This window comes from Pedobacter ginsengisoli (genome assembly GCF_030244015.1).
Taxonomy (GTDB): Bacteria; Bacteroidota; Bacteroidia; order Sphingobacteriales; family Sphingobacteriaceae; genus Pedobacter; species Pedobacter ginsengisoli.
On the sequence record NZ_JASSYX010000001.1, the window covers coordinates 1,660,030 to 1,680,928 of the forward strand.

General features: G+C 42.3%; 17 protein-coding genes and 1 pseudogene. 12 read left to right on the top strand and 6 right to left on the bottom strand.

From position 1 onward, the window contains the following. Window positions 1-59: 59 nt before the first annotated feature. From QEP08_RS07195 to QEP08_RS07210, 4 genes are read left to right on the top strand one after another with little or no spacing between them, the layout of a single operon-like run. Window positions 60-1,238, top strand: a complete 1,179-nt coding sequence (locus QEP08_RS07195; protein WP_285056870.1) for an SGNH/GDSL hydrolase family protein — start codon at window positions 60-62, stop codon at window positions 1,236-1,238. A 10-nt stretch (window positions 1,239-1,248) separates the two neighbouring features. Then, on the top strand, window positions 1,249-3,297 hold the full coding sequence (locus tag QEP08_RS07200) for an alpha-amylase family protein (RefSeq protein WP_285056871.1): 2,049 nt from the start codon (window positions 1,249-1,251) through the stop codon (window positions 3,295-3,297). A gap of 39 nt (window positions 3,298-3,336) precedes the next feature. Further along, window positions 3,337-3,831, top strand: coding sequence for a gluconate 2-dehydrogenase subunit 3 family protein (locus tag QEP08_RS07205; protein WP_285056873.1), 495 nt, complete (start codon window positions 3,337-3,339; stop codon window positions 3,829-3,831). A 10-nt stretch (window positions 3,832-3,841) separates the two neighbouring features. Then, the gene (locus QEP08_RS07210; protein WP_285056874.1) at window positions 3,842-5,557 is read left to right on the top strand and encodes a GMC oxidoreductase; all 1,716 of its coding nucleotides are present in this window, start codon (window positions 3,842-3,844) and stop codon (window positions 5,555-5,557) included. Here QEP08_RS07210 and QEP08_RS07215 read toward each other — a convergent pair. Next, a complete protein-coding gene (locus QEP08_RS07215; protein ID WP_285056875.1) occupies window positions 5,552-6,580 on the bottom strand; it encodes a phosphotransferase enzyme family protein in 1,029 nt (342 codons plus the stop codon). The genes QEP08_RS07210 and QEP08_RS07215 overlap by 6 nt on opposite strands. A gap of 78 nt (window positions 6,581-6,658) precedes the next feature. Continuing rightward, entirely contained in the window at window positions 6,659-7,678 is a 1,020-nt protein-coding gene (locus QEP08_RS07220; RefSeq protein ID WP_285056876.1) for a LacI family DNA-binding transcriptional regulator, read from the bottom strand. Window positions 7,679-8,054: 376 nt separating this feature from the next. Here QEP08_RS07220 and QEP08_RS07225 point away from each other — a divergent pair, with 376 nt between their 5' ends. Further along, window positions 8,055-8,390, top strand: coding sequence for a helix-turn-helix domain-containing protein (locus QEP08_RS07225; RefSeq protein WP_285056877.1), 336 nt, complete (start codon window positions 8,055-8,057; stop codon window positions 8,388-8,390). Window positions 8,391-8,419: 29 nt separating this feature from the next. Here QEP08_RS07225 and QEP08_RS07230 read toward each other — a convergent pair whose 3' ends face one another. From QEP08_RS07230 to QEP08_RS07240, 3 genes are all read right to left on the bottom strand, one after another. Beyond that, window positions 8,420-9,079 carry a beta/alpha barrel domain-containing protein gene (locus tag QEP08_RS07230; protein ID WP_285056879.1) on the bottom strand — a complete coding sequence of 220 codons (660 nt, stop codon included), beginning with the start codon at window positions 9,077-9,079 and terminating at the stop codon, window positions 8,420-8,422. A gap of 11 nt (window positions 9,080-9,090) precedes the next feature. Beyond that, entirely contained in the window at window positions 9,091-10,086 is a 996-nt protein-coding gene (locus QEP08_RS07235; RefSeq protein WP_285056880.1) for a sugar kinase, read from the bottom strand. A 102-nt stretch (window positions 10,087-10,188) separates the two neighbouring features. Next, window positions 10,189-11,217, bottom strand: a complete 1,029-nt coding sequence (locus QEP08_RS07240) for a LacI family DNA-binding transcriptional regulator (protein ID WP_285056882.1) — start codon at window positions 11,215-11,217, stop codon at window positions 10,189-10,191. A 169-nt stretch (window positions 11,218-11,386) separates the two neighbouring features. Between QEP08_RS07240 and QEP08_RS07245 the strand changes: the two genes are divergently transcribed. The 4 genes from QEP08_RS07245 to QEP08_RS07260 all read left to right on the top strand — a co-directional run bounded on the left by QEP08_RS07245 (window position 11,387) and on the right by QEP08_RS07260 (window position 17,912). Beyond that, a complete protein-coding gene (locus QEP08_RS07245; protein WP_285056884.1) occupies window positions 11,387-11,986 on the top strand; it encodes a TetR/AcrR family transcriptional regulator in 600 nt (199 codons plus the stop codon). A gap of 181 nt (window positions 11,987-12,167) precedes the next feature. Then, on the top strand, window positions 12,168-13,301 hold the full coding sequence (locus QEP08_RS07250; protein WP_285056886.1) for an efflux RND transporter periplasmic adaptor subunit: 1,134 nt from the start codon (window positions 12,168-12,170) through the stop codon (window positions 13,299-13,301). An 11-nt stretch (window positions 13,302-13,312) separates the two neighbouring features. Then, window positions 13,313-16,516 (top strand): efflux RND transporter permease subunit, encoded by a 3,204-nt coding sequence (locus QEP08_RS07255; protein ID WP_285056887.1) that lies wholly within the window; start codon window positions 13,313-13,315, stop codon window positions 16,514-16,516. Then, window positions 16,503-17,912, top strand: coding sequence for an efflux transporter outer membrane subunit (locus QEP08_RS07260; RefSeq protein WP_285056889.1), 1,410 nt, complete (start codon window positions 16,503-16,505; stop codon window positions 17,910-17,912). Before QEP08_RS07255 ends, QEP08_RS07260 begins: the two co-directional genes overlap by 14 nt. 236 nt (window positions 17,913-18,148) lie before the next feature. Here QEP08_RS07260 and QEP08_RS07265 read toward each other — a convergent pair whose 3' ends face one another. After that, window positions 18,149-18,613, bottom strand: coding sequence for an Lrp/AsnC family transcriptional regulator (locus QEP08_RS07265; RefSeq protein ID WP_285056891.1), 465 nt, complete (start codon window positions 18,611-18,613; stop codon window positions 18,149-18,151). A gap of 176 nt (window positions 18,614-18,789) precedes the next feature. Here QEP08_RS07265 and QEP08_RS07270 point away from each other — a divergent pair, with 176 nt between their 5' ends. From QEP08_RS07270 to QEP08_RS07280, 3 genes and pseudogenes are all read left to right on the top strand, one after another. Further along, entirely contained in the window at window positions 18,790-19,836 is a 1,047-nt protein-coding gene (locus QEP08_RS07270; protein ID WP_285056893.1) for a PLP-dependent cysteine synthase family protein, read from the top strand. A gap of 47 nt (window positions 19,837-19,883) precedes the next feature. Further along, complete coding sequence (locus QEP08_RS07275) at window positions 19,884-20,333, top strand: protein-disulfide reductase DsbD domain-containing protein (RefSeq protein ID WP_285056895.1); 450 nt, start codon at window positions 19,884-19,886, stop codon at window positions 20,331-20,333. Window positions 20,334-20,341: 8 nt separating this feature from the next. Beyond that, window positions 20,342-20,899, top strand: a pseudogene (locus QEP08_RS07280) (cytochrome c biogenesis protein CcdA); the annotation flags it as partial.

Here is a 20,899-nt window from a genome sequence, read left to right on the forward strand (position 1 = left end):
AATCTCACGTGAAATTACATCGTTACGATGATATGAGAAAGCTTATACTCTTAGTCATTATGAGTATAAGCTTTCTCTTTTCTTCTGCGCAAGAAATTACGCCATTGCCATTTAGCAGCTACATAAAAAAAAGGGGTGGCTTGGATAATGCTTATGAGGCGGTCGCAGTAAGAAAAAATGCAACCATTGCATTTTTGGGCGGATCGATAACTTTCAACGGCGGCTGGCGGGATTTGGTCTGCGCTTACCTGAAGCAAAGATTTCCGGATACCAGATTTCATTTTATTGCAGCTGGAATTCCTTCGCTCGGCAGCTTGCCGCACGCATTCAGACTGCAACGCGATGTTCTGGATTCCGGTAAGATCGACCTGTTGTTTCTGGAGGCAGCAGTAAATGACCAGGTAAACAGAACTGACAGCATTACCCAGGTCAGATCATTGGAGGGTATAGTGAGGCACATCAAAATCAATAATCCACTGACAGATATTGTGATGATGTCCTTTGCTGATCCGGACAAAACTAAGCTATATGTGCAGGGAATTACACCAGTATCCGTGGCAAACCACGAGCTGGTAGCTACGCACTATCATTTGCCTTCCATAAATCTGGCTAAGGCAGTGTGTGATAAAATGGCCAATTATGAATTTAGCTGGGAAAAGGATTTCAAGGATCTGCATCCGTCACCCTTTGGACAGGAACTCTATTTTTCAGCCATCAAAGATTTGCTGTCTTCGGGTATGGCACCTGCGGGCACATTTAGTTTAAAGAGAAAGAAGAACCGTTCAAAACTGCCTGTTCTGCTCAACAAAGGCAGTTTCACCAAAGGAAGGTATCTTGAGATTGAGCACGCTGTACATGATAGCAGCTGGATCATCAATAAGAGCTGGAGTCCAGAAGACGCTTTGGGAACACGTCCAGGTTTTGTAAATGTACCTATGTTGGTTAGTTCAAAGCCCGGTTCTTCTTTTACACTACAATTTAAAGGAAATGCAATCGGTATGGCAATGGTATCCGGTTCAGATGCCGGCATTGTAAAATATAGCATAGATAATGGACCGGAACAGCAAGTAGATTTGTTTACAGAATGGAGCCGGTCGCTGCACCTGCCCTGGTATATATTGTTTGGTAGTAGCCTGTCTGATACCGATCACCTGTTAAAAGTTACCATCAGCTCTGAAAAAAATGAAGGAAGCAAAGGTACGGCCTGCCGGATCGTCAATTTTTTAGTAAACAACTGATAATAAACTTATGTTCAGACAACCCAGTCTCTTGTTTTTGCTCTTTGCTATGTTATTTATTTCTCCTGTCAAGGCTAATCCCGTTGGCGTTTCAAAGGCAGGGAACCGGATCAATATCCCTTACGGGTCTGGCTCTGAAATAATTTTCAATGTCAAAACAAATACTTATGATGTTATCACAGCCCGGACAAAGATCATTTCTAATGCATATGCCCTTGTTAAAAACAATGGCCAGTCTATCAGCAGCAAGGACTATAATGAAGTAAAATTTTTCCAAACGGCAATTGCTGACGGACTGGGTACCGGAAAAAAATATACCATAATATTGACTAAACCTGGCCTGCCAACCCTCGAGCAGTTCTTTTATGTCTATCCCGGGCATGATTATTTTCTTACGGAAGTATATCTAAAAGGAGCAGGTCTTAAAAGCAATTATATGTCTCCGATGGTATCAAATGAAGTAAACATCAATGCCAAAGGAGACAACAGGACACTTTTTGTACCCTTCGACAATGATACTTTCATCCGGTACAATGCAAAATCCTTAAAAATTGATGTGGAGAATACCAGCTCAGAAGTAGGCGCTATTTACGAAAATCAGAGCAGAAAGGGTCTGATCCTCGGATCGGTTGAGCACACGGTCTGGAAAACGGGTATTTTTAGCAAAAGCAAGTCTGATCAGTTAAAGGAACTTCGCATCTGGGGAGGTTATACGGATGAGAAAGTAACCCGGGACAAAACAGAACATGGATACCTATCGGGTAATATTGTGAAATCACCGAAAGTATTCATTGGTTATTTTGCAGACTGGAGAGTCGGAATGGAAGCTTATGGTAAGGCCAATCGCATAGAGGAAACACCATATGTTTTCAACTGGACCAAACCAGTTCCCTTCGGCTGGAACAGCTGGGGTGTAATACAGGAAAAACTGACATTTGAAAAAGCAACAGGAGTTGTTGATTTTTTTGCCTCTGAAATTCCGGCGTTTAGAAATGGTCAGACTGCATACATCGATCTGGATTCCTTTTGGGACAATTTTACCGGAGGAATGAAAGGAGATTACAGTAAGCTGAAAGCGTTTGCAGACTACTGTAAAAGCAAAGGACTTGAGCCAGGGGTGTACTGGGCCCCGTTCACAGATTGGGGATGGAAATCAAAGAAGGAAAGAGAAGCAGACGGGAGCAAGTATAAGTTTTCGGAGATGTGGACGAAAGTAAACGGATCTTACCATGATTTTGATGGAGCAAGAGCACTGGATCCGACACATCCCGGAACACAGAGACGTATTGACTATATCATAGACAAATTAAAAGCATGCGGTTTTAAAATGATAAAAATCGACTTTTTGGGACATGCAGCAGCTGAATCTGATTCATTCTACGATAACTCGGTAACAACCGGGATGCAAGCTTATACAGCAGGCATGGAATACCTGGTGAACAGACTGGATGGTCAAATGCTGATCTACGCAGCAATATCTCCAAGCCTGGCAACCGGAAGATATGCTCATGTCAGACGAATCGCCTGTGACGCCTGGAAAACGATAAAGGATACCGAATATACACTAAACAGTGTCAGCTACGGATGGTGGCAGACCTTTGTATATAATTACATTGATGCTGACCATGTAGTATTTGGGACAGAAGCCGACGGCAGCAACAAAGCCAGGCTAACCTCGGCGCTGATCACCGGAACACTGATCACCGGAGATGACTATTCCGGCAAAGGACCATGGCAGAACGCAGCAAGAAAATGGCTCCAGGATGATGAGCTCCTGGAGATTGCCAGATCTGGGTTGGCATTTATGCCAGTTGATGGCAATACCGGAGACAAAGCCAGCGAATTATTTGTGAGAAAAAATAACGGATACTTTTACATCGCAGTCTTAAATTATCACGCTGGTCCAAAACAATTCAGCATCCCATTAAAAAAATTAGGCTTAAAAAAAATCGGTTATACAGCTACCGAACTTTTTGGCAAACAACATGTAAAGATGAGTACATCTTTACAACTGACATTAAAAAGCGCAGACGCCGCAATATTCAAAGTGAGGCTTTAATAAATATAATTCAATATATTTACGCTAAACACACCAAATATGGAAAGAAGAATTGCAATAAAGCAGGTATTGATATTTGCCGGTGGGATGGCATTGTTGCCTTCCTTTCTGAGAGGCGCAGGCAAAGTCTCAATACAAACGAAAAATCTGGATGTAAGTGCCGAGCAGGAAAAACTGCTGGCAGAAATTGCCGAAATCATTATCCCTAAAACGACAACCCCCGGAGCAAAAGACCTGGGACTTCATTTGTTTGTCCTCAAGATGATTGATGATTGTTACGAAAAAACTGTTCAACAGAAATTTATGAACGGCCTGAAATCTTTTGAAGGCCTGGACGCAGCTGCGCTAAAGCAACTGGTCATCGCCGTAAACTCAGGAAAAGCCAGTGTAGCAGAAGACACCCGATCATTTTATAAACTGATGAAACAGCAGACCATTAACGGCTATATGAATTCTAAATATGTAATGACCAACCTGGTGATATGGGAACTTATCCCCGGACGTTATAATGGTTATTTCCCGGTTAAAGCTTAAAACTAAAATCATGTCAAATCTTAATATAGAAGGTGTTAAAAAGAACACTTTTGATGCAATTGTAATCGGATCGGGTATAAGCGGTGGCTGGGCGGCCAAGGAGTTTACCGAAAAAGGATTAAAAACCCTGGTACTGGAAAGAGGGAGAGACGTAAAGCACATTATAGATTATCCGACGACCAATAAATTTCCATATGAATTTGAACACCGGGGTGAACCTGCATTGGCCATTAAGAAAGAAAACCCTATGGTGAGTAAATGTTACGCCTTTAAAGAAGATTCGATGCATTTCTTCGTAAAAGACAAAGAACATCCATATATAGAAGAAAAGCCCTTTGACTGGATCAGAGGATATCAAGTCGGCGGCAAATCTCTGCTTTGGGCCAGGCAGACCCAGCGCTGGAGCGACTTTGACTTTGAAGGCCCGGCGAGAGATGATTTCGCAGTTGACTGGCCAATACGTTATAAAGATATTGCACCTTGGTACAGTTATGTCGAGAAGTTTGCCGGCATATCAGGAAACAAAGACGGATTGACTGAACTTCCTGATGGAGAGTTTTTACCTGCTTACCCTCTAAATGCAGTAGAAGATTACTTTAAAAAATCTCTTTTAGGTAGGTATGGCAACCGGCATGTGATCAGCGCACGCGGGGCACATATATCCCAGGCTAAACAGATCCATCTGGCCCAGGGGCGTGCGCAATGCCAGAACCGCAGGCTATGCCAGCGCGGCTGTCCCTTCGGTGGCTATTTTAGCAGCAACGCTTCTACACTGCCTTGGGCGGAAAGAACAGGCAACATGACTTTAAGGCCCTTTTCAGTGGTTGAATCCGTGATCTATGACGATAAATTGGGCAGGGCGACCGGCGTTCGTGTCATAGATACCAATACCAAAGAAGTAACAGAATATTATGCAAAGGTAATTTTCGTGAATGCCGCTGCCATCAATACCAATCTCATTTTATTGAATTCTACTTCAACACGTTTCCCGAATGGTCTGGGCAATGATAGCGGAGTGTTAGGGAAATATATCGCATTCCATAATTACAGCGCGCGCATCAGTGCAGAATATGAAGGACTGAAGCAGTTTACCACAGATGGAAGAAATCCCGTTGGGGGAGGTTATATCCCCCGGTTCAGAAATTTACACAAGCAGGAAACTGATTTCAAAAGAGGCTATGCAGCCGGATTTTCTGCTTATAGAAGCACAGCGATGAACACCTCTGGTATCGGAGCCGGGCTAAAGTCTGAGCTGCAGAGCAAAAGGTTAACCCCTTGGCGTGTAGGGTCCCATATGATGGGGGAGACCATTCCAAAAGAAAGTAATTTTGTGAAACTGGATAGTGACAGAAAAGACGAATGGGGTATTCCCTTATTAAAAATCTCTGTGGACTATGACGATAATGATGTGAAGATGAAGAAAGACTATATTGAACAATTATCAGAAATGTTTACTTCGGCCGGATTCACAAACATTAAAGTCAACGATGCGTCACAGGCACCCGGTCTCGATATTCACGAAATGGGTGGAGTGCGTATGGGAAATGACCCAAAAACTTCGATGCTCAATAAATGGCATCAGCTCCATGCCTGCAAGAACGTATTTGTGACTGACGGTGCCAGTATGACATCTACATCAACACAAAACCCATCATTAACTTATATGGCATTTACAGCAAGAGCCGTAGATTATGCGGTGAAGGCGATGAAAAAAGGAGAGCTATAGTTCATCCTCCAGTTTTAGGTATTCTTTTAACAGGGTGATCTGATTGATTGCCCTGTTCAGATTGTGCCCTTCATATCTGGCTCCATAGTACTTGTCGTTTTCCAGGTAATCTGTCAGGAAACGAATAGCTTGCATATAGATAATGAATTTACCTGAATAGGTAAAATATTGTTTTTCGGCATCCGTCAGTACCTCATCCATTTCCTTCATATAACCGTTGAATATAGCCTGATAAAATTCTTTTCTGATTTTTATTTTAGACAGGTCTCTTTCCTCTTCACTGGCTTCAGAAAGATAAGTCCTCATCATATCTCCAACATCACTTATAAAATATCCGGGCATCACTGTATCAAGATCTATGACACACATACCTTTTTTGTGATCGTCAAATAACACATTATTTATTTTGGTGTCATGGTGAATGACACGCAATGGAATCTCCGGGTTTTGTGAAATACTAAGATAAGTATCTACAATTTCCTTATGCTGATTGACGAAATTGACATAATCTGAAGCATGTTTCAGTCTTTCGGCTGAAGCACCTGAACATGCAGAAACGAATTGCTCATATCTTAGCGAAAGATTGTGAAAATCAGGAATTGTAATGTTCAGTTGTTTGGTATCGAAGCCGGAGAGCAACTTTGAAAATTTTCCAAATTGTTTGGCCGCTTCATAAGCCTCATCTTCATTTTCCAAATAATTAAGGGAATGAGAGCCTTCGACAAATGGGAATAGCCGGTAATATTCACCATTATCTTGATATAGGGAATCGCTGGTTGTTGCCTTTACTGGCGATATAAAAAGATAATCAGGAAATTTGCCGGATAAATAGGTCTTAATGCCGCTGATATTTTCGTCTATAGCTTGGGGATGTTTGAAAACACTCGTATTTACTTTTTGAAAGATATAATTTCCGGTATTGCCAGATACCTTCCAGGTATGATTGATCAATCCATCACCAAAGGGTGTAATTGTAATTTTTTCCGGATTTAATCCATACACGGACAAGATCTTTTCTAGCATTTTCCTAATAGATTTCGTTAATACATTCAAACCTAAGTAATTCAGAATTTAAACCAGTGTGCAAACGATTGCGCCAAATTAAGGCAGTTTGCTAACGATCAGTTCGGATTCCACAACAATGTTAAAATAAGCCTGTTCTACTTCGGATTGGGATTTTGGTTTGTTGATCAAATCTATCAGAATGTCGGCAGCTTTCTTTCCCTGACGATAAGGAAATTGTTCTACAGATGCAATCGGACTATAGTCCATATAACTGATGATGGGCAAATTGGCATAGCTGACAAAGTCTATACCCGATAAATTTAGCGACCTCGCATAACGCATTGCAAAGAGCGCAACATAGTCGTTAAATGTAACTATAGCTGCAGGTTTCCTTTTATGATTGAGCATGGCGTCCATCGCTGTTATAGTGCTGGCCTCTGAAAGATCGCAACTGATAACGAGCGAAGGATCAAATTTAAGCCGGTTTGAAACCATTGCTTTAATATAACCCTCTTTTCTCTCATGACTGGCCAGCAAGGTATTTGGGCCATTAATCATTCCAATGGTTCGGTGCCCTTTTTTAAGAAGAAAGTTTACCGCCTCGTAAGTTCCCGTTTCCAGATTGCTGGCCACATAATGAATGTCCTTTAATGGAGGGATCCGGTCAAAAAAAACGACCGGGATGTTTACTTTCTTAAACATTTCAAAATGCTCGTACGTACTGGTTGTTTTGGAGACGGAAACCAATAATCCATCCACACGCTGCGTTTTCATCTTTTCTACTAAAAGCTTTTCCCTTTCAGCGTCATCATGTGACTGGGCAAGCAGTACCGTGTAGTTCCGTTTATAAGCAATATCCTCAATTCCGCTGATGGCCTCCGAAAAAAATGATTCGGATAATTCAGGTAAAATAACACCAATAACAAATGATTTGCCATGTAAAAACTGAATAGCCCTTTGGTTTGGCTCATAATTCAGATCAGCAGCAAGTTTTTTAACCCTTTGCTTTGTCACCAGGCCTATACTTGAGTGATCATTTAAAGCCCTCGACACCGTGGAGACAGATATCTTTAGGATTTTTGCAATTTCCTTTATTGTTGCTGGTTTATTAGACATTACATCAAACTTAGATAAAACACTCGGAGCATTTATGATTTTTTTAAAATAATTAATGCAAACGGTTGTGTGTATTTATATGGTTATAAATCCAATTCTTTGAAATGATAACACTGAAAGCCCGATTTTGCTTTTACAGAACGATTATTAATTACAATAATTTTTAACTAACATGTAATCTTTTAATGGAGGATATTTCGATTATAACTACTTGTGTTAAAGTTAAATGGAAGCTTAACTAATTTATAAACAGCGATAGCCAAAAGACTTTGGTGGATAAATAAATCAAAAAAAATACAGTAATAACATAATATTTTATTTAATAATTCTTAAATTTATTTCAATTAAAATTGAGGGAATTTTAAATAAAGTGATTATGAAAACATTAGGGGAAAAATTCAGAATCTTACGTCAAAAAAAGGGGGTAAATCAAAAAGCCATGGCTGATCTCTTGGAGATATCCATTCCGGCTTATTCTAAATTAGAAACAAGCATTACTGATCCAAATTTTAGCAGGATCAATCAGATTGCCGAAGTACATAAATTAACTCTCAGAGAGTTACTGGATGTGGGTGAAGAGGGCGTTAGTGAGCAAACACAGCTTATTGAGCAATTGAAACAAAAAATAAGCGAGCTTGAAAGCACGGTGATCAGGTTGCAAGGCAAAGTGATTGATCTTTACGATCAGGATGACAAAAGAAACAACAGGTAAACTGTATTGGTATTGTAAACAGGGGTAGATTACTCCCTGTTTACAATTTTTATCAGGGATTTGCATCTTTCACTGAGCCAGCTGTAACCAGCACCAGGGGTTTCCGCGTGGTTAAACAATTTGGAGCCAAACCCCAATGCAGAAACTCCTGCATTCAACCAACCATCAATATTATCCTTATCGAGGTCTACTCCGCCGGTAGGCATAAATTTGAGCGCTGGAAATAACGGTTTGATTGCTTTTAAGAAACCGGGGCCTAATGTGTCACCTGGAAAAAGTTTAATCAGCGGTGCTCCCAGTTCCTCCGCATAGTTGATCTCAGTCGGCGTCATACAACCGGGAATCCAAAGTATACAGCGGTCTGAACTCACCTTCGCAATCTCTGATTTGACAATCGGGCTTACAATAAAGTCCGCACCAAGGCTGATGTAATCTTCAGCCTGAGCAGGAGTTTTGATCGTTCCTATCCCCAGTTTAAGATCTGGGAAATGTGTGTTTCTATGATCCAGTAAAATTTTAAAGTTGTGTGGCGCATGTTCACCGCGGTTGGTAAATTCAAATACCCTGATACCACCGTCGTAACACGCTGTTAAAACATCCACGCAAGCCTGTGGGTCCTGGTGATAAAAAACTGGAATAACAGGATGCTCCTGGAACGTTTGTAATGTATTAGCTATTGTATTGTTCATAATTAATTTGATTAGAAAGAACCATCACCAAAATCACCTTTAACAAATAATTTCCGGTAACCTGATCCTGTTGCTGTTTCAATAACTTCTGTTCCGTTTTCAAAACGAATAATGCCATAGATCAAACCGGCCATAAAAGCATCACCACTGCCGATTCTGTCTATTACCTCATTTGTTTCATATATTTTAGAATTGTAATTTCCATCAGGAGTATGGTAAGTACCATAGAATAAATTATGGGTAGGGTTGTCCATGAATCTGAATGTATTTGCCACGTGCTTGCATTGCGGAAATAAATTGAAGATCTCCTGCGCTGTTTTTGCCGAATGTTCATGATAATCCGCGACACTGGTATTGCGGTCCAAAGCATCATCTATGCCAGTCCCGAGCATTTTATTTGCAGCCCAGATATTTCCCATGATCACATCGCAATATTTTACGAGTTCGGGCATAATTTCAATCGGTTCCCTGCCAAAATCCCAGAGCCTGTTCCTGTAGTTGAGATCGACGGAGATTTTTAATCCATTTTTCCTGGCGGCAATTAAAGCTTCCAGGCAAACACCTGCCATGTTTTCATTCAGAGCAGGAGTAAGGGCTGTCCAGTGAAACCAGGTTTGGTCTTTCATCATTTCATCCCAGTCAATCACGCCCGGCTCAAGATCGCTGAACGAGGAGAATTTCCTGTCATAAACCACCTGACCACTGCTTAGGCCATTTGCTGATAATAAAAAATATAAGCCTACCCTGCTTCCCTGCAGAACACTTTTAGAGGTATCCACACCAAGTTCAGATAAAGCTGTCAGCGCATTAGCAGCCAGCGCATTGTCCGGCACACAGGTCAAATAACTTACAGGGATATTCAACTGGCCGAGCGAAGCTGAAACATTGGCTTCCGAACCACCGGGAAATAAAGAAACAGTATGGTTTTTATTGATAAATTTTTCATCTGCAGAGCTGAATCTGAGCAGTAGCTCGCCGAATACTAATACATTTTCTTTATGGTGCATTGCGGTTTAAAATATTGGTTTACAATTATACAGCTTAGACCAGATAATGAGATGAATTGACTGATATATAAAAACGCAAACGTTTTCGTTTATGATAATCAGTTAGGTCGAACTCCTGACCAATACACTGGTTTGAAGCTTGATCGTTTCATATTCCGAAGGCGTATCATCCTTACTTTCGATCAGTGAGATCAATTTTTTTGCTGCCAGCTGACCCATTTCCAGTGCCGGCTGGTGAACAGTGCTCAAAGCAGGATTCAACGCATCTGCAAGATCTGTATTCGTAAATCCGATCAAAGCAACATCCTGCGGAATGCGATACCCTAGCTTATTCAATAAGGCAAGACATCTTGTACTGATCTGGTCACCGGCTGAAAATATCGCATCAGGTCTGAGTGGCAGATCCATATAGTATTTGATAGCGCGCTCCAGGTCCTTATTTAATTTATGAGCATCTGAATAATCACAAGACCGCACCAGCTCAGGACGGTACGTTATATAATGATCGGCCAGCGCCTGCTTATAACCATTTAGCCGGTCGGTAGAGATGCTGAGCGCAGTACTGGTATTTAGATGAGCAATGCTTTTGTAACCATTTTTTATCAGGTGTACGGTGGCATCATAAGCACCTTTAAAATTATCAGCACCTACTTTATGCGTACTGATCTGATCACTCAGCCTGTCAAATACCACCAGAGGCAGACCTGCATCCTGAAGAGACATCAGATAACTGAAATCAGTAGTTTCACAGGCAGGGGAGATCAAAATCCCGTCCACACCGCCGGCATAAAGTAACTCTAAACATGCCCTTTCCTGTTCCTGCGATTCTTTGCTTTGCATAATAATGATCTGATAAGACTTTTCTGTGCTTATCCTGTCAATACCGTCAAGCATTTGTGCCACAAAATGATTGTCAAGAGAGCAAACAACTACACCGATGGACCTGCTTTTACCCTCCTTTAACCCTTTTGCCAACCGGTTTGGCGAGTAATGATGTTTTTGGGCATACTCCAGAACCTTTTGCTTGGTTTCGATGCTTATCTCATAACTGTCATTTAACGATTTCGATATGGTAGAAATAGAAAGATTAAGCGCTTTAGCAATATCCTTTAATGTAACGCTGTTGTTCATACCGTCTCTATTTGAATGCAAAGGCGAATTTGCAATAATAAGGTGAATTCTGTAAATATAGTTTTATTATTTTAAACACGATTTGACAAATAAATGATACGCTGTTTGAAAATAGTATTTACATTTGCTTAACGGTGTTAAATTATTTACACCCTTTTATATTACCATTATGGGAAGTAAAGAACGTATTGCTAGATTGAAGGAAGAAACAAGGTTAAATATCCTTGATGCTTCTTTGGAAATAGTTAAAGAGGAGGGATGGCATTCACTCAGTATGAGGAAGATTGCCGATAAAATTGAATATACTGCCCCTATTATATATGAGTATTTTTCAAATAAAGAGGGCATCTTACTGGAATTGACCAGAAAGGGTTATATTATTTTAGCGGGAGAGGTACGGGCTGCAAAAGAAAAACATGAAGCGCCGGTTGAGCAGCTGGAGGCTATGTGGATTGCTTACTGGAACTTTGCCTTTAAATATAAAGAACTCTATCAGCTCATGTACGGAGTAGACATGAACTGTTGTGAGCTAAAAAAGTCCATGCCCGAGGCAGAACTTGCTGACGATCTGATTTATGAAGTAATTGAAAAAATCATGACAGTCAAAAATCCTCCGGAGGATCTGGTATGCAGAAAATTTTATACGTTTTGGTCAATTATACATGGATTAATTTCCATTAACCTGGTCAATAAAGGCCGGAATGAAGAAATGAACCAGCGAATTTTAAAGGATGCCATTAAAGGAATAATTAAATACATCAACGATTAAATATCAATCAAAATACACATGAGTTTTTATAATGATATAAAAACTTTTTTATTAACACTTACTTAACACTGTTAAACCACTTATAGTCGTTATAAGAATCACCTCTTAATCAATATATAATATGAAAAACTCCCCACATTATTCACAATTACTTAACACCGTTAAACAGTCTAATATCGTTATGAAAACATCAATTTTACTCTTAGCTATATTCATTTACGGCTGCTCAGGCAACACTGCTACGCCACCACCGCCGCCACCCCCTGCTTTGCCAGTTGCATCCGTAGCCCAAAGTTCAGAAACAACTTTTACAGAATACCCGGCATCAATAGAAGGAGCAGTAGATCTGGAGATCCGACCTCAAGTATCAGGAGCACTGGACAAGATCTATGTCAATGAAGGAGCGTTAGTTCAAAAAGGACAGCCAGTGTTCAAAATTAATGAACTTCCTTTCAGAGAAGCCCTGAACATAGCCAAAGCATCGTTGCAATCTGCTAAAGCCGCATTGTTGAATGCCCAGCTCGAAGTAGAAAAACTGACACCGCTTGTGGCCAACAAAGTAGTTTCCGACTTTCAGCTGAAAAGCGCAAAAGCTGCCCTGGAAGTAGCAAAGGCAAATGTAGAACAAGCTAAGGCGGGTGTTGGTACAGCCACTATCAATTTAGGTTATACCACAATTAAAGCTCCGGTAAACGGTTATGTAGGCCGGTTGCCTAAGAAACAGGGAAGCTTGGTGAGCCCCGCGGATCCGCTGCCGCTTACCTTACTTTCAGATGCCCATGAAGTACATGTTTACTTCTCCTTAGGTGAAGACGATTTTATTGCGTTTAACGCCAAGTACCCGGGCAAGACGCTTGCTGAGAAAGCCAGCAAGATTCCCGGAGTAGCATTGGTACTCGCAGACCAGACCGTGTATGCCCAAAAAGGGAAAATTGACATGGTAGACGGACAGTTTGATAAACAAACCGGCTCTATATCACTAAGGGCAACCTTTACAAATGCACAAGGCCTGTTAAGATCAGGCAATACCGGTAAAATACGTCTGAGCGTAGAGCATAAAGACGCCCTGATTGTGCCGCAGTCGGCAACACTTGAAATGCAGGATAAAATCTTCGTATTCGCCGTCGCAGACAGCAACAAAGTGAAAAAAGTCCCGATTACCATCATCGGCAGGAGCGGAAGCAATTACCTGATCGGCGAAGGCCTGAAAACAGGGGATCAGATCGTCCTGAGCGGAATTGACCGCCTGCAGGAAGGTCAGGTGATCAAACCAGAAAAAGCAGCAGAGAAAGTTGCCCAATTAATTACTAAATAAAAACGACAACAATGTTTAAGATATTCATACAAAGACCAGTACTTGCCACTGTTATATCTATATTATTAGTTATACTAGGTATACTTGGTCTTACAAAACTGCCACTGCAGCAGTTTCCAGATATTGCTCCGCCCTCCGTACTGGTTACAGCGGTTTACCCGGGTGCGAATGCGGAGACTGTACTCCGCTCAGTAGCGCCGTCCATTGAGGAATCGATCAATGGTGTAGAGAACATGAGTTATATGAGCTCAACCGCAAGTAATGATGGTTCACTGGCAATAACTGTTTACTTTAAACTGGGTACAGATCCTGACCAGGCTGCTGTAAACGTTCAGAACAGGGTAGCACAGGCCACCAGCCAGCTGCCTGCTGAGGTAGTGCAGCAAGGCATCATTACTGCAAAGCAACAGAATAACTTCATTATGGCCATCGGTCTTTATACAGAAGATGAGAAGAAATATGACCAGACTTTTGTAGCCAACTATGCCCAGATCAACATCATACCCGAGATCAAACGTATCCCGGGTGTAGGTGCCGCCAGTATCTTCGGTGGGGTTAAAGATTACTCGATGCGGGTGTGGCTGAACCCAACTCAAATGGCTACTTATCAGGTTACCCCCAATGAAATCATGGCGGCTATCCAGGATAAAAGTCTGGAAGCAGCACCGGGCAGATTTGGAGAGAAAAGTAAAGAAGTATTTGAATATGTCATCAAGTACAAGGGAAAACTGAATAAGCCAGAGCAATATGAAAACATTGCTATCCGCGCAAATGCCGATGGTACCATCCTTCGTTTAAAAGATGTGGCCAGGATTGAATTCGGCGCTTATTCTTATGCCAGTTTAACCAGACTAAATGGTAAAAAAGGGATCGTTATTGGTGTGGTACAATTGGCCGGCTCCAACTCCAACGAAATCCAGATCGCTATTAATAAACTGATGGAAAAGTCAGCCAAAGATTTCCCTGACGGCATCAAACAAAATATTTTCTACAGTACCAAAGTTGCACTCGACCAATCCATTGACCAGGTGAAACACACCCTGATAGAAGCATTTATCCTTGTATTTATTGTGGTATTTATCTTCCTGCAGGATTTTCGTTCTACACTGATCCCGGCCATAGCGGTACCGGTAGCCATACTGGGAACCTTCTTTTTCATGCAGCTGTTTGGCTTTTCGATCAACCTGCTTACCCTGTTTGCCCTCGTGCTGGCCATCGGTATCGTCGTAGATGACGCAATCGTCGTCGTCGAGGCCGTGCACGCAAAGATAGAGCGAAAGGGCCTGTCTCCTAAAGCGGCAACCACAGAAGCAATGCATGAAATAACCGGTGCTATTGTCTCTATTACACTGGTAATGGCCGCTGTTTTCCTGCCTGTTGGTTTCATGGAAGGCTCCACAGGAGTATTCTACAGGCAGTTTGCCTTTACTATGGCCATCGCAATCGTCATATCCGCAGTCAATGCCCTAACTCTTAGTCCGGCACTTGCAGCCTTGTTCTTAAAAGATCATTCGGGAGACCATCACAATCAGCATGAGAATGCTGCCGTAAAGAAGACCTTCAGTCAGAAATTCTTTGCTGGTTTCAACAGCAGTTTCACAGCCATCACCAATAGATATGTAGGCGGGCTGAAATTCCTTATCCGTCATAAATGGGTGAGCATGGGTGGTTTAACGCTGATCACTTTGGCCACCATATGGATGGTTAAAACCACACCCTCAGGATTTATACCTACTGAAGACCAGGGGTTTATAGCTATTGCAGTAAATACACCCTCAGGCACCTCCCTGGACGGAACTTCAAAAGTCATGGCAGAGGCTGAAAATGCATTAGGAGCAATGGAGCCGTTTGAATTTGTGACCTCTATACCAGGTTATAACTTGCTAACCAATTCTACAAGCCCATCCTCCGCGATTGTGTTTGTACTGCTAAAACCGGTCGATAAACGCGGTCCGGAAAAAGACATCAATGCGATTATGGGCCAGGTAAATGCCAGGCTCAGTACAATTACAGGCGGAACTTTCTTTGCTTTTAGTTTTCCTACCGTGCCCGGTTTCAGTAACGTGGAGGCATTGGATTTAGTTTTACAGGATAAAACAGGGGGTAAACTGGATAAGTTTAGCGGCGTAGCTAATAACTTCATTGGTGAAGTCATGAAACGTCCGGAAATTGCTGTGGCATTTACCACCTTCAAAGCAGATTACCCGCAGTTGCAACTGGACATTAACGATGAAAAAGCGGATCAGCTGGGTGTGAGCGTCAAAGACATACTGCAGACCATGCAGACCTATTTTGGTAGTGCGCAAGCTTCAGACTTTAACCGCTTTGGTAAATATTACCGGGTCATCGTTCAGGCGGATGTAGCCGATAGAGCAGACCCTTCCACCATAGACAGGGTATTTGTGAAGAACAAATCCGGTGAAATGGTACCTATCAATACTTTGGTTAAATTAAACCGTATTTATGGCTCAGAGACGGCCTCACGTTATAACCTGTTTAATTCCATACAGATAAACGCGATCCCTAAACCCGGCTTCAGCTCGGGTGATGCCATCAAGGCAATCCAGGAAGTGGCCAAAGAACAATTGCCATCCGGTTATACCTACGAATTTAGCGGCCAAACCAGAGAAGAGCTGTCCTCAAGTGGGCAGTCGACAATTATCTTCTTATTGTGTCTGGTATTTATTTATTTCCTGCTGGCCGCACAATACGAAAGTTATATCCTGCCATTGGCGGTGATACTCTCGATCCCTACAGGTATATTCGGAGTATTTGTAGCCATCGGCCTTACAGGTATTGAAAACAATATCTATGTTCAGGTAGCACTCATCATGCTCATCGGTCTGCTTGCCAAAAACGCCATTCTGATCGTCGAATTTGCAGTACAGCGACGAAGGGCAGGGCAGCCATTAGTAGCAGCTGCACTGGAGGCAGCAAAGTTAAGGTTACGGCCAATCATCATGACCTCACTGGCCTTTGTAGTCGGTTTGTTCCCGATGAGTATCGCCACCGGCCCATCTGCACAAGGTAACCACTCTATAAGCATAGGTGCAGCGGGAGGAATGGTTTCAGGTGTAATTCTTGGACTATTTGTTATCCCTGTGCTGTTCATCATCTTCCAATATTTACAGGAAAGGATTAGTCCAAAAAAACCTGCACCTGTTGTAGGACATCATCCAAATCACGTAAAAGAACTCGTTCATGAAATCGCATAATTATTTATATATATTACTGTTTTCCGCACTAATAGCCGGAGGATGCAAGGTGTCAAAAGATATTGCCAAACCGGCCGATGCCGTACCAGTTGCCTTTAGAGGCGCACAAACGGCAGATACAGTAAGTGTGGCCACACTGGGTTTGAAAGAATTTATCTCAGAACCTGATATTCAGAAGCTGATTGATACCGCCCTGATGAAAAACTATGACCTTCAGCTGGCTGTCAAAAACATTGAAGCCTCAGAGCTGCTGTTCAAACAATCCAGGCTAGGCAATCTGCCTGCTATCAATTTACAGGTGACTGCCAATTCGAGCAGACCTTCAGACAATAGCCTGAACGGACTGAGTGCCAGCCAGTTTTTGAAAACCTCACATATTGAAGATTACAATGCCAATCTCGGATTGAGCTGGGAAGCAGACATCTGGGGAAAGATCAGAAGTCAGAAACAAGCGGCACTGGCGACCTATCTGCAAACTGCAGAAGTAAAGAAGGCTGTACAGACCCGGATCGTAGCCAATGTAGCCCAGGGTTATTATCAGCTGCTGATGATGGATGCGCAACTGGCCATCGCTAAAAAGAACCTGGCACTGAATGACAGCACGCTAAATATCATTCACATGCAGTTTGATGCCGGACAGGTGACCTCATTGGCCATCCAGCAGGCAGAAGCACAGCAACTGGTTGCCGCACAGCTGATTCCGCAGTTGGAGCAAAACATTACCCTGCAGGAAAATGCCCTGCGCATTTTGACTGGCCAATTGCCGGGAGCAGTTGAAAGGCTGAGCAGCCTGGAAAAAACGAAAGTGCCGGTACACTTGTCAGCCGGTCTGCCTTCAGCAATGGTGAGCAGACGACCCGATGTGAAAAGTGCAGAACTGTCTCTGGCTGTGGCCAATGCAAAAGTGGGGGTCAGTAAAGCAAGTTTGTACCCTTCACTGAGCATTACTGCCAGTGGTGGTTTGAATGCTTTCAAAGCCAGCAATTGGTTCAATGTTCCTGCATCGTTATTCGGTGTAGTAGGCGGCGGGATCACCCAGCCAATATTTCAAAGAAAGCAATTGAAAACACAATATGAGCTGGCAAAGATCGACAGAGAGAAAGTAGTGATCCAGTTCAGGCAATCTGTTCTGAATGCCGTAGGTGAGGTATCTGACGAACTCGTAAAGATTGAAAAATTGAAAAGTCAGTACGATATTTCTGTAAAACGGGTAGGCACATTGCAGCAAGCGGTTAAAAACGCCAACCTGTTGTTTAAAAACGGGATGGCAACCTATCTGGAAGTCATTACAGCTCAAAGCAACTCGTTGCAAAGCGAACTGGAACTGGCATCGATAAAAACCGCTCAGTTGAGTGCTTCTGTTGAACTATACCGTTCTCTGGGTGGTGGGATTTAATTTTCTTTAATACTTTTATTCTGTTTGGAAGGGTTGTTCTTTATAGAGCAGCCCTTTTTTGTGGGATTCTGTTGCCCGGCAAACAGGAGCAACCATGTCCCCGCCTTCGCCGTGCTTTGAGCATACCTGCTGCGCAGCTTCTGCGCTAAAAGTACCTTTTATCGCGGCTCTAGCGCAGAAGGGCCGCAGAAAATGCGCGGAATTGCGCAGGAAGACAAACAAACTGTCTTACCCTGTTATAGCGGATACGCGGTATCACTCTTCGTCTCCGAAAGTACGAAAAAGCTCTGAACGGTACTTACATTTGGCAGTGTAGCCAGTTTATTGCGTAGAAAAAGATGGTAGGTATCCATGTCACTGGTTGCGATACGGAGAATGAAATCATAAGCACCTGTCATTTGAAAGCATTCCATGACCTCACTAAACTTGGCTACTTCATTCTCAAATTCACCAAGGGCCTCAGCCGTATGCGCTTTTAAGAATACATGCGAAAAAGCAATCAGGTTCCTGTCCACCTTTTTACGGTCCAATATGGCTACAATGCGCATGATGTATCCCTGTTCTTTTAATCTTCTGATTCGTTCATGAATGGTTGCAATTGATTTATTAAGCTTAAAAGCCAGTTCCTTATTGGTTAATGTCGCATCCTTTTGCAGGAATTTTAGAATTTCTATGTCTACGTTGTCTAAGTTTAACTGCATAAGCTTTTAAAATAATCAATTGAAAAAAAAACGAATAATGAATTTAAATAAATACAATAATAGAAAAAAACAAAATTCTAGGCCATTATTCCGAATATTTTATGGAAAATAGAGGTCTCTATTGTGAGTATGTTTTATAATATTGAGTTTTGACAATAATTAGAACAATACTTTATATGTTAATTGATACAAAAGAGGCCGAGTGTTTAAGTGCAGATCTGGAAAGTAAGTTTGAACACTTATGGCATTTGGTAGGTAATACGCCAATGCTGGAATTGCATTACACTTATAAAGGCGAGCCCGGTAAGATTTATGTGAAATGTGAACATTATAATCTGACGGGTAGCGTGAAGGATAGGATGGCATTGAATATTTTGTTTGAAGCTTATAAAAATTGCGCGATCAAACCCAGTGACACCATTGTAGAGGCAACGAGTGGCAACACAGGCATCGCCTTTGCCGCTATCGGGAAAGCACTGGGGCATACGGTAAAGATCATCATGCCAAACTGGCTGAGTAAAGAACGGATCGACATCATCAGAAGTATGGGTGCGGAAGTAATCCTGGTGAGTAAAGAAGAGGGTGGTTTTCTGGGAAGTATCAAAATATGTGAAGAACTGGCCGCTAAGGGCGGTGTTTTTCTGCCGAGGCAGTTTGAAAACAGGTATAATGAAGAGGCGCATGAAAAGACCACAGGCATGGAGATCTGGGAGCAGCTGGGCAAGATAGGCTTAACACCTGATGCTTTTGTGGCCGGTGTGGGCACCGGCGGGACGGTGATGGGCGTAGGCAGACATCTGAAGTCTCATAATCATTTAATCAGTATCCATCCATTGGAGCCGGCGGAGAGTCCAACGCTAACCACTGGCTATAAAGTAGGTAGTCATAGGATTCAGGGCATCTCTGATGAGTTTATTCCTGGAATTGTAAAATTAAATGACTTGGATGAAGTTATACAAGCCCATGACGGAGACGCAATCATTATGGCACAGAAGTTGGCCAGTGAATTGGGGCTTGCGGTAGGGATTTCTTCGGGGGCCAACGTGATTGGGGCAATTAAACTAAAACAGAAATTAGGGGTCGAAGCTATAGTGGTAACGTTATTGTGTGACAGCAATAAAAAGTATCTTAGCACCGATTTGGTAAAAGAAGAATGCATTAAAGAAGGGTTTATCTCGACAGACACGATATTTACAGGATATGATCCTATAGATCGGCTTTAATTAAAGAATGAATATATAAACTAGAAACACATACAATAAAGCGTAACATGAAGAACTTATTATTATTTGCAGCTGGATTATTTTTTAGCTTATCGGCGAGCAGCCAAATTTTAAAGCCAGTAAAGTGGAGCTATGCGGCAAAGAAGACTTCCGCTACTGAAGCAACTTTATTTATTAAAGCTACTATTGAGGATGGATGGCATATTTATTCTCAGAATATGGCTGATGGCGGACCTGTGAAAACAACTTTTACTTTCCCCGCTTCAAAAGCATACAAACTGGTAGGTAAAACTATTGAACCGAAGCCAGTTACCAAATTTGAAAAGTCATTTGAAATGAATGTGAGCTACTTTGAGAAATCTGCAATCTTTCAGCAGAAAATTAAGCTTTTAGCGGCAAATCCAACGGTAAAAGGGTCTCTTGAGTTTATGGTGTGTGATGACCAGCAGTGTCTTCCCCCGGAAACTATGGAGTTTTCAATTCCTGTGACTAAATAATCATTTAGATGATGCTGAATAAGTTTAAAACAGGCATAAAAATGCTTGTTATCGGGACTCTTATATCCATAGGTTTATCAAATTTAGCCCATGCCCAGCAGGCAGACACTTCATTGGATGACATCGAATTTACTGAAATTGTCCCTGATACAAACGTTGTTGCGGATACTGCAGTTGTTTCTTCGGTAGTCTCCAAAGACAGTTCTGCTGTATCGTCTGATGTTTCATCAGATGACAAACCCGGGGCAAAAACAGTTGCATCAGCAGAGCGGGAAAAAACCTTGTGGGAGACCTTTATAGCAGGATTGGCCGGGGGTTTTCTGGCCTTTCTGATGCCCTGCATCTTTCCGATGGTGCCTTTGACGATCAGTTATTTCACCAAGCGCGCCGGGAGCCGGCAGAAGGGGATAGGGCAGGCCCTGATCTACGGGCTTTCCATTATCGTGATCTACGTGGCCTTCGGTCTGCTGATCACGCTGATCTTCGGGTCATCAGGCCTGAACGCTTTCAGCAGCAGCGGCACCTTCAATTTCTTTTTCTTTCTCCTGCTGGTGGTGTTCGCGGTC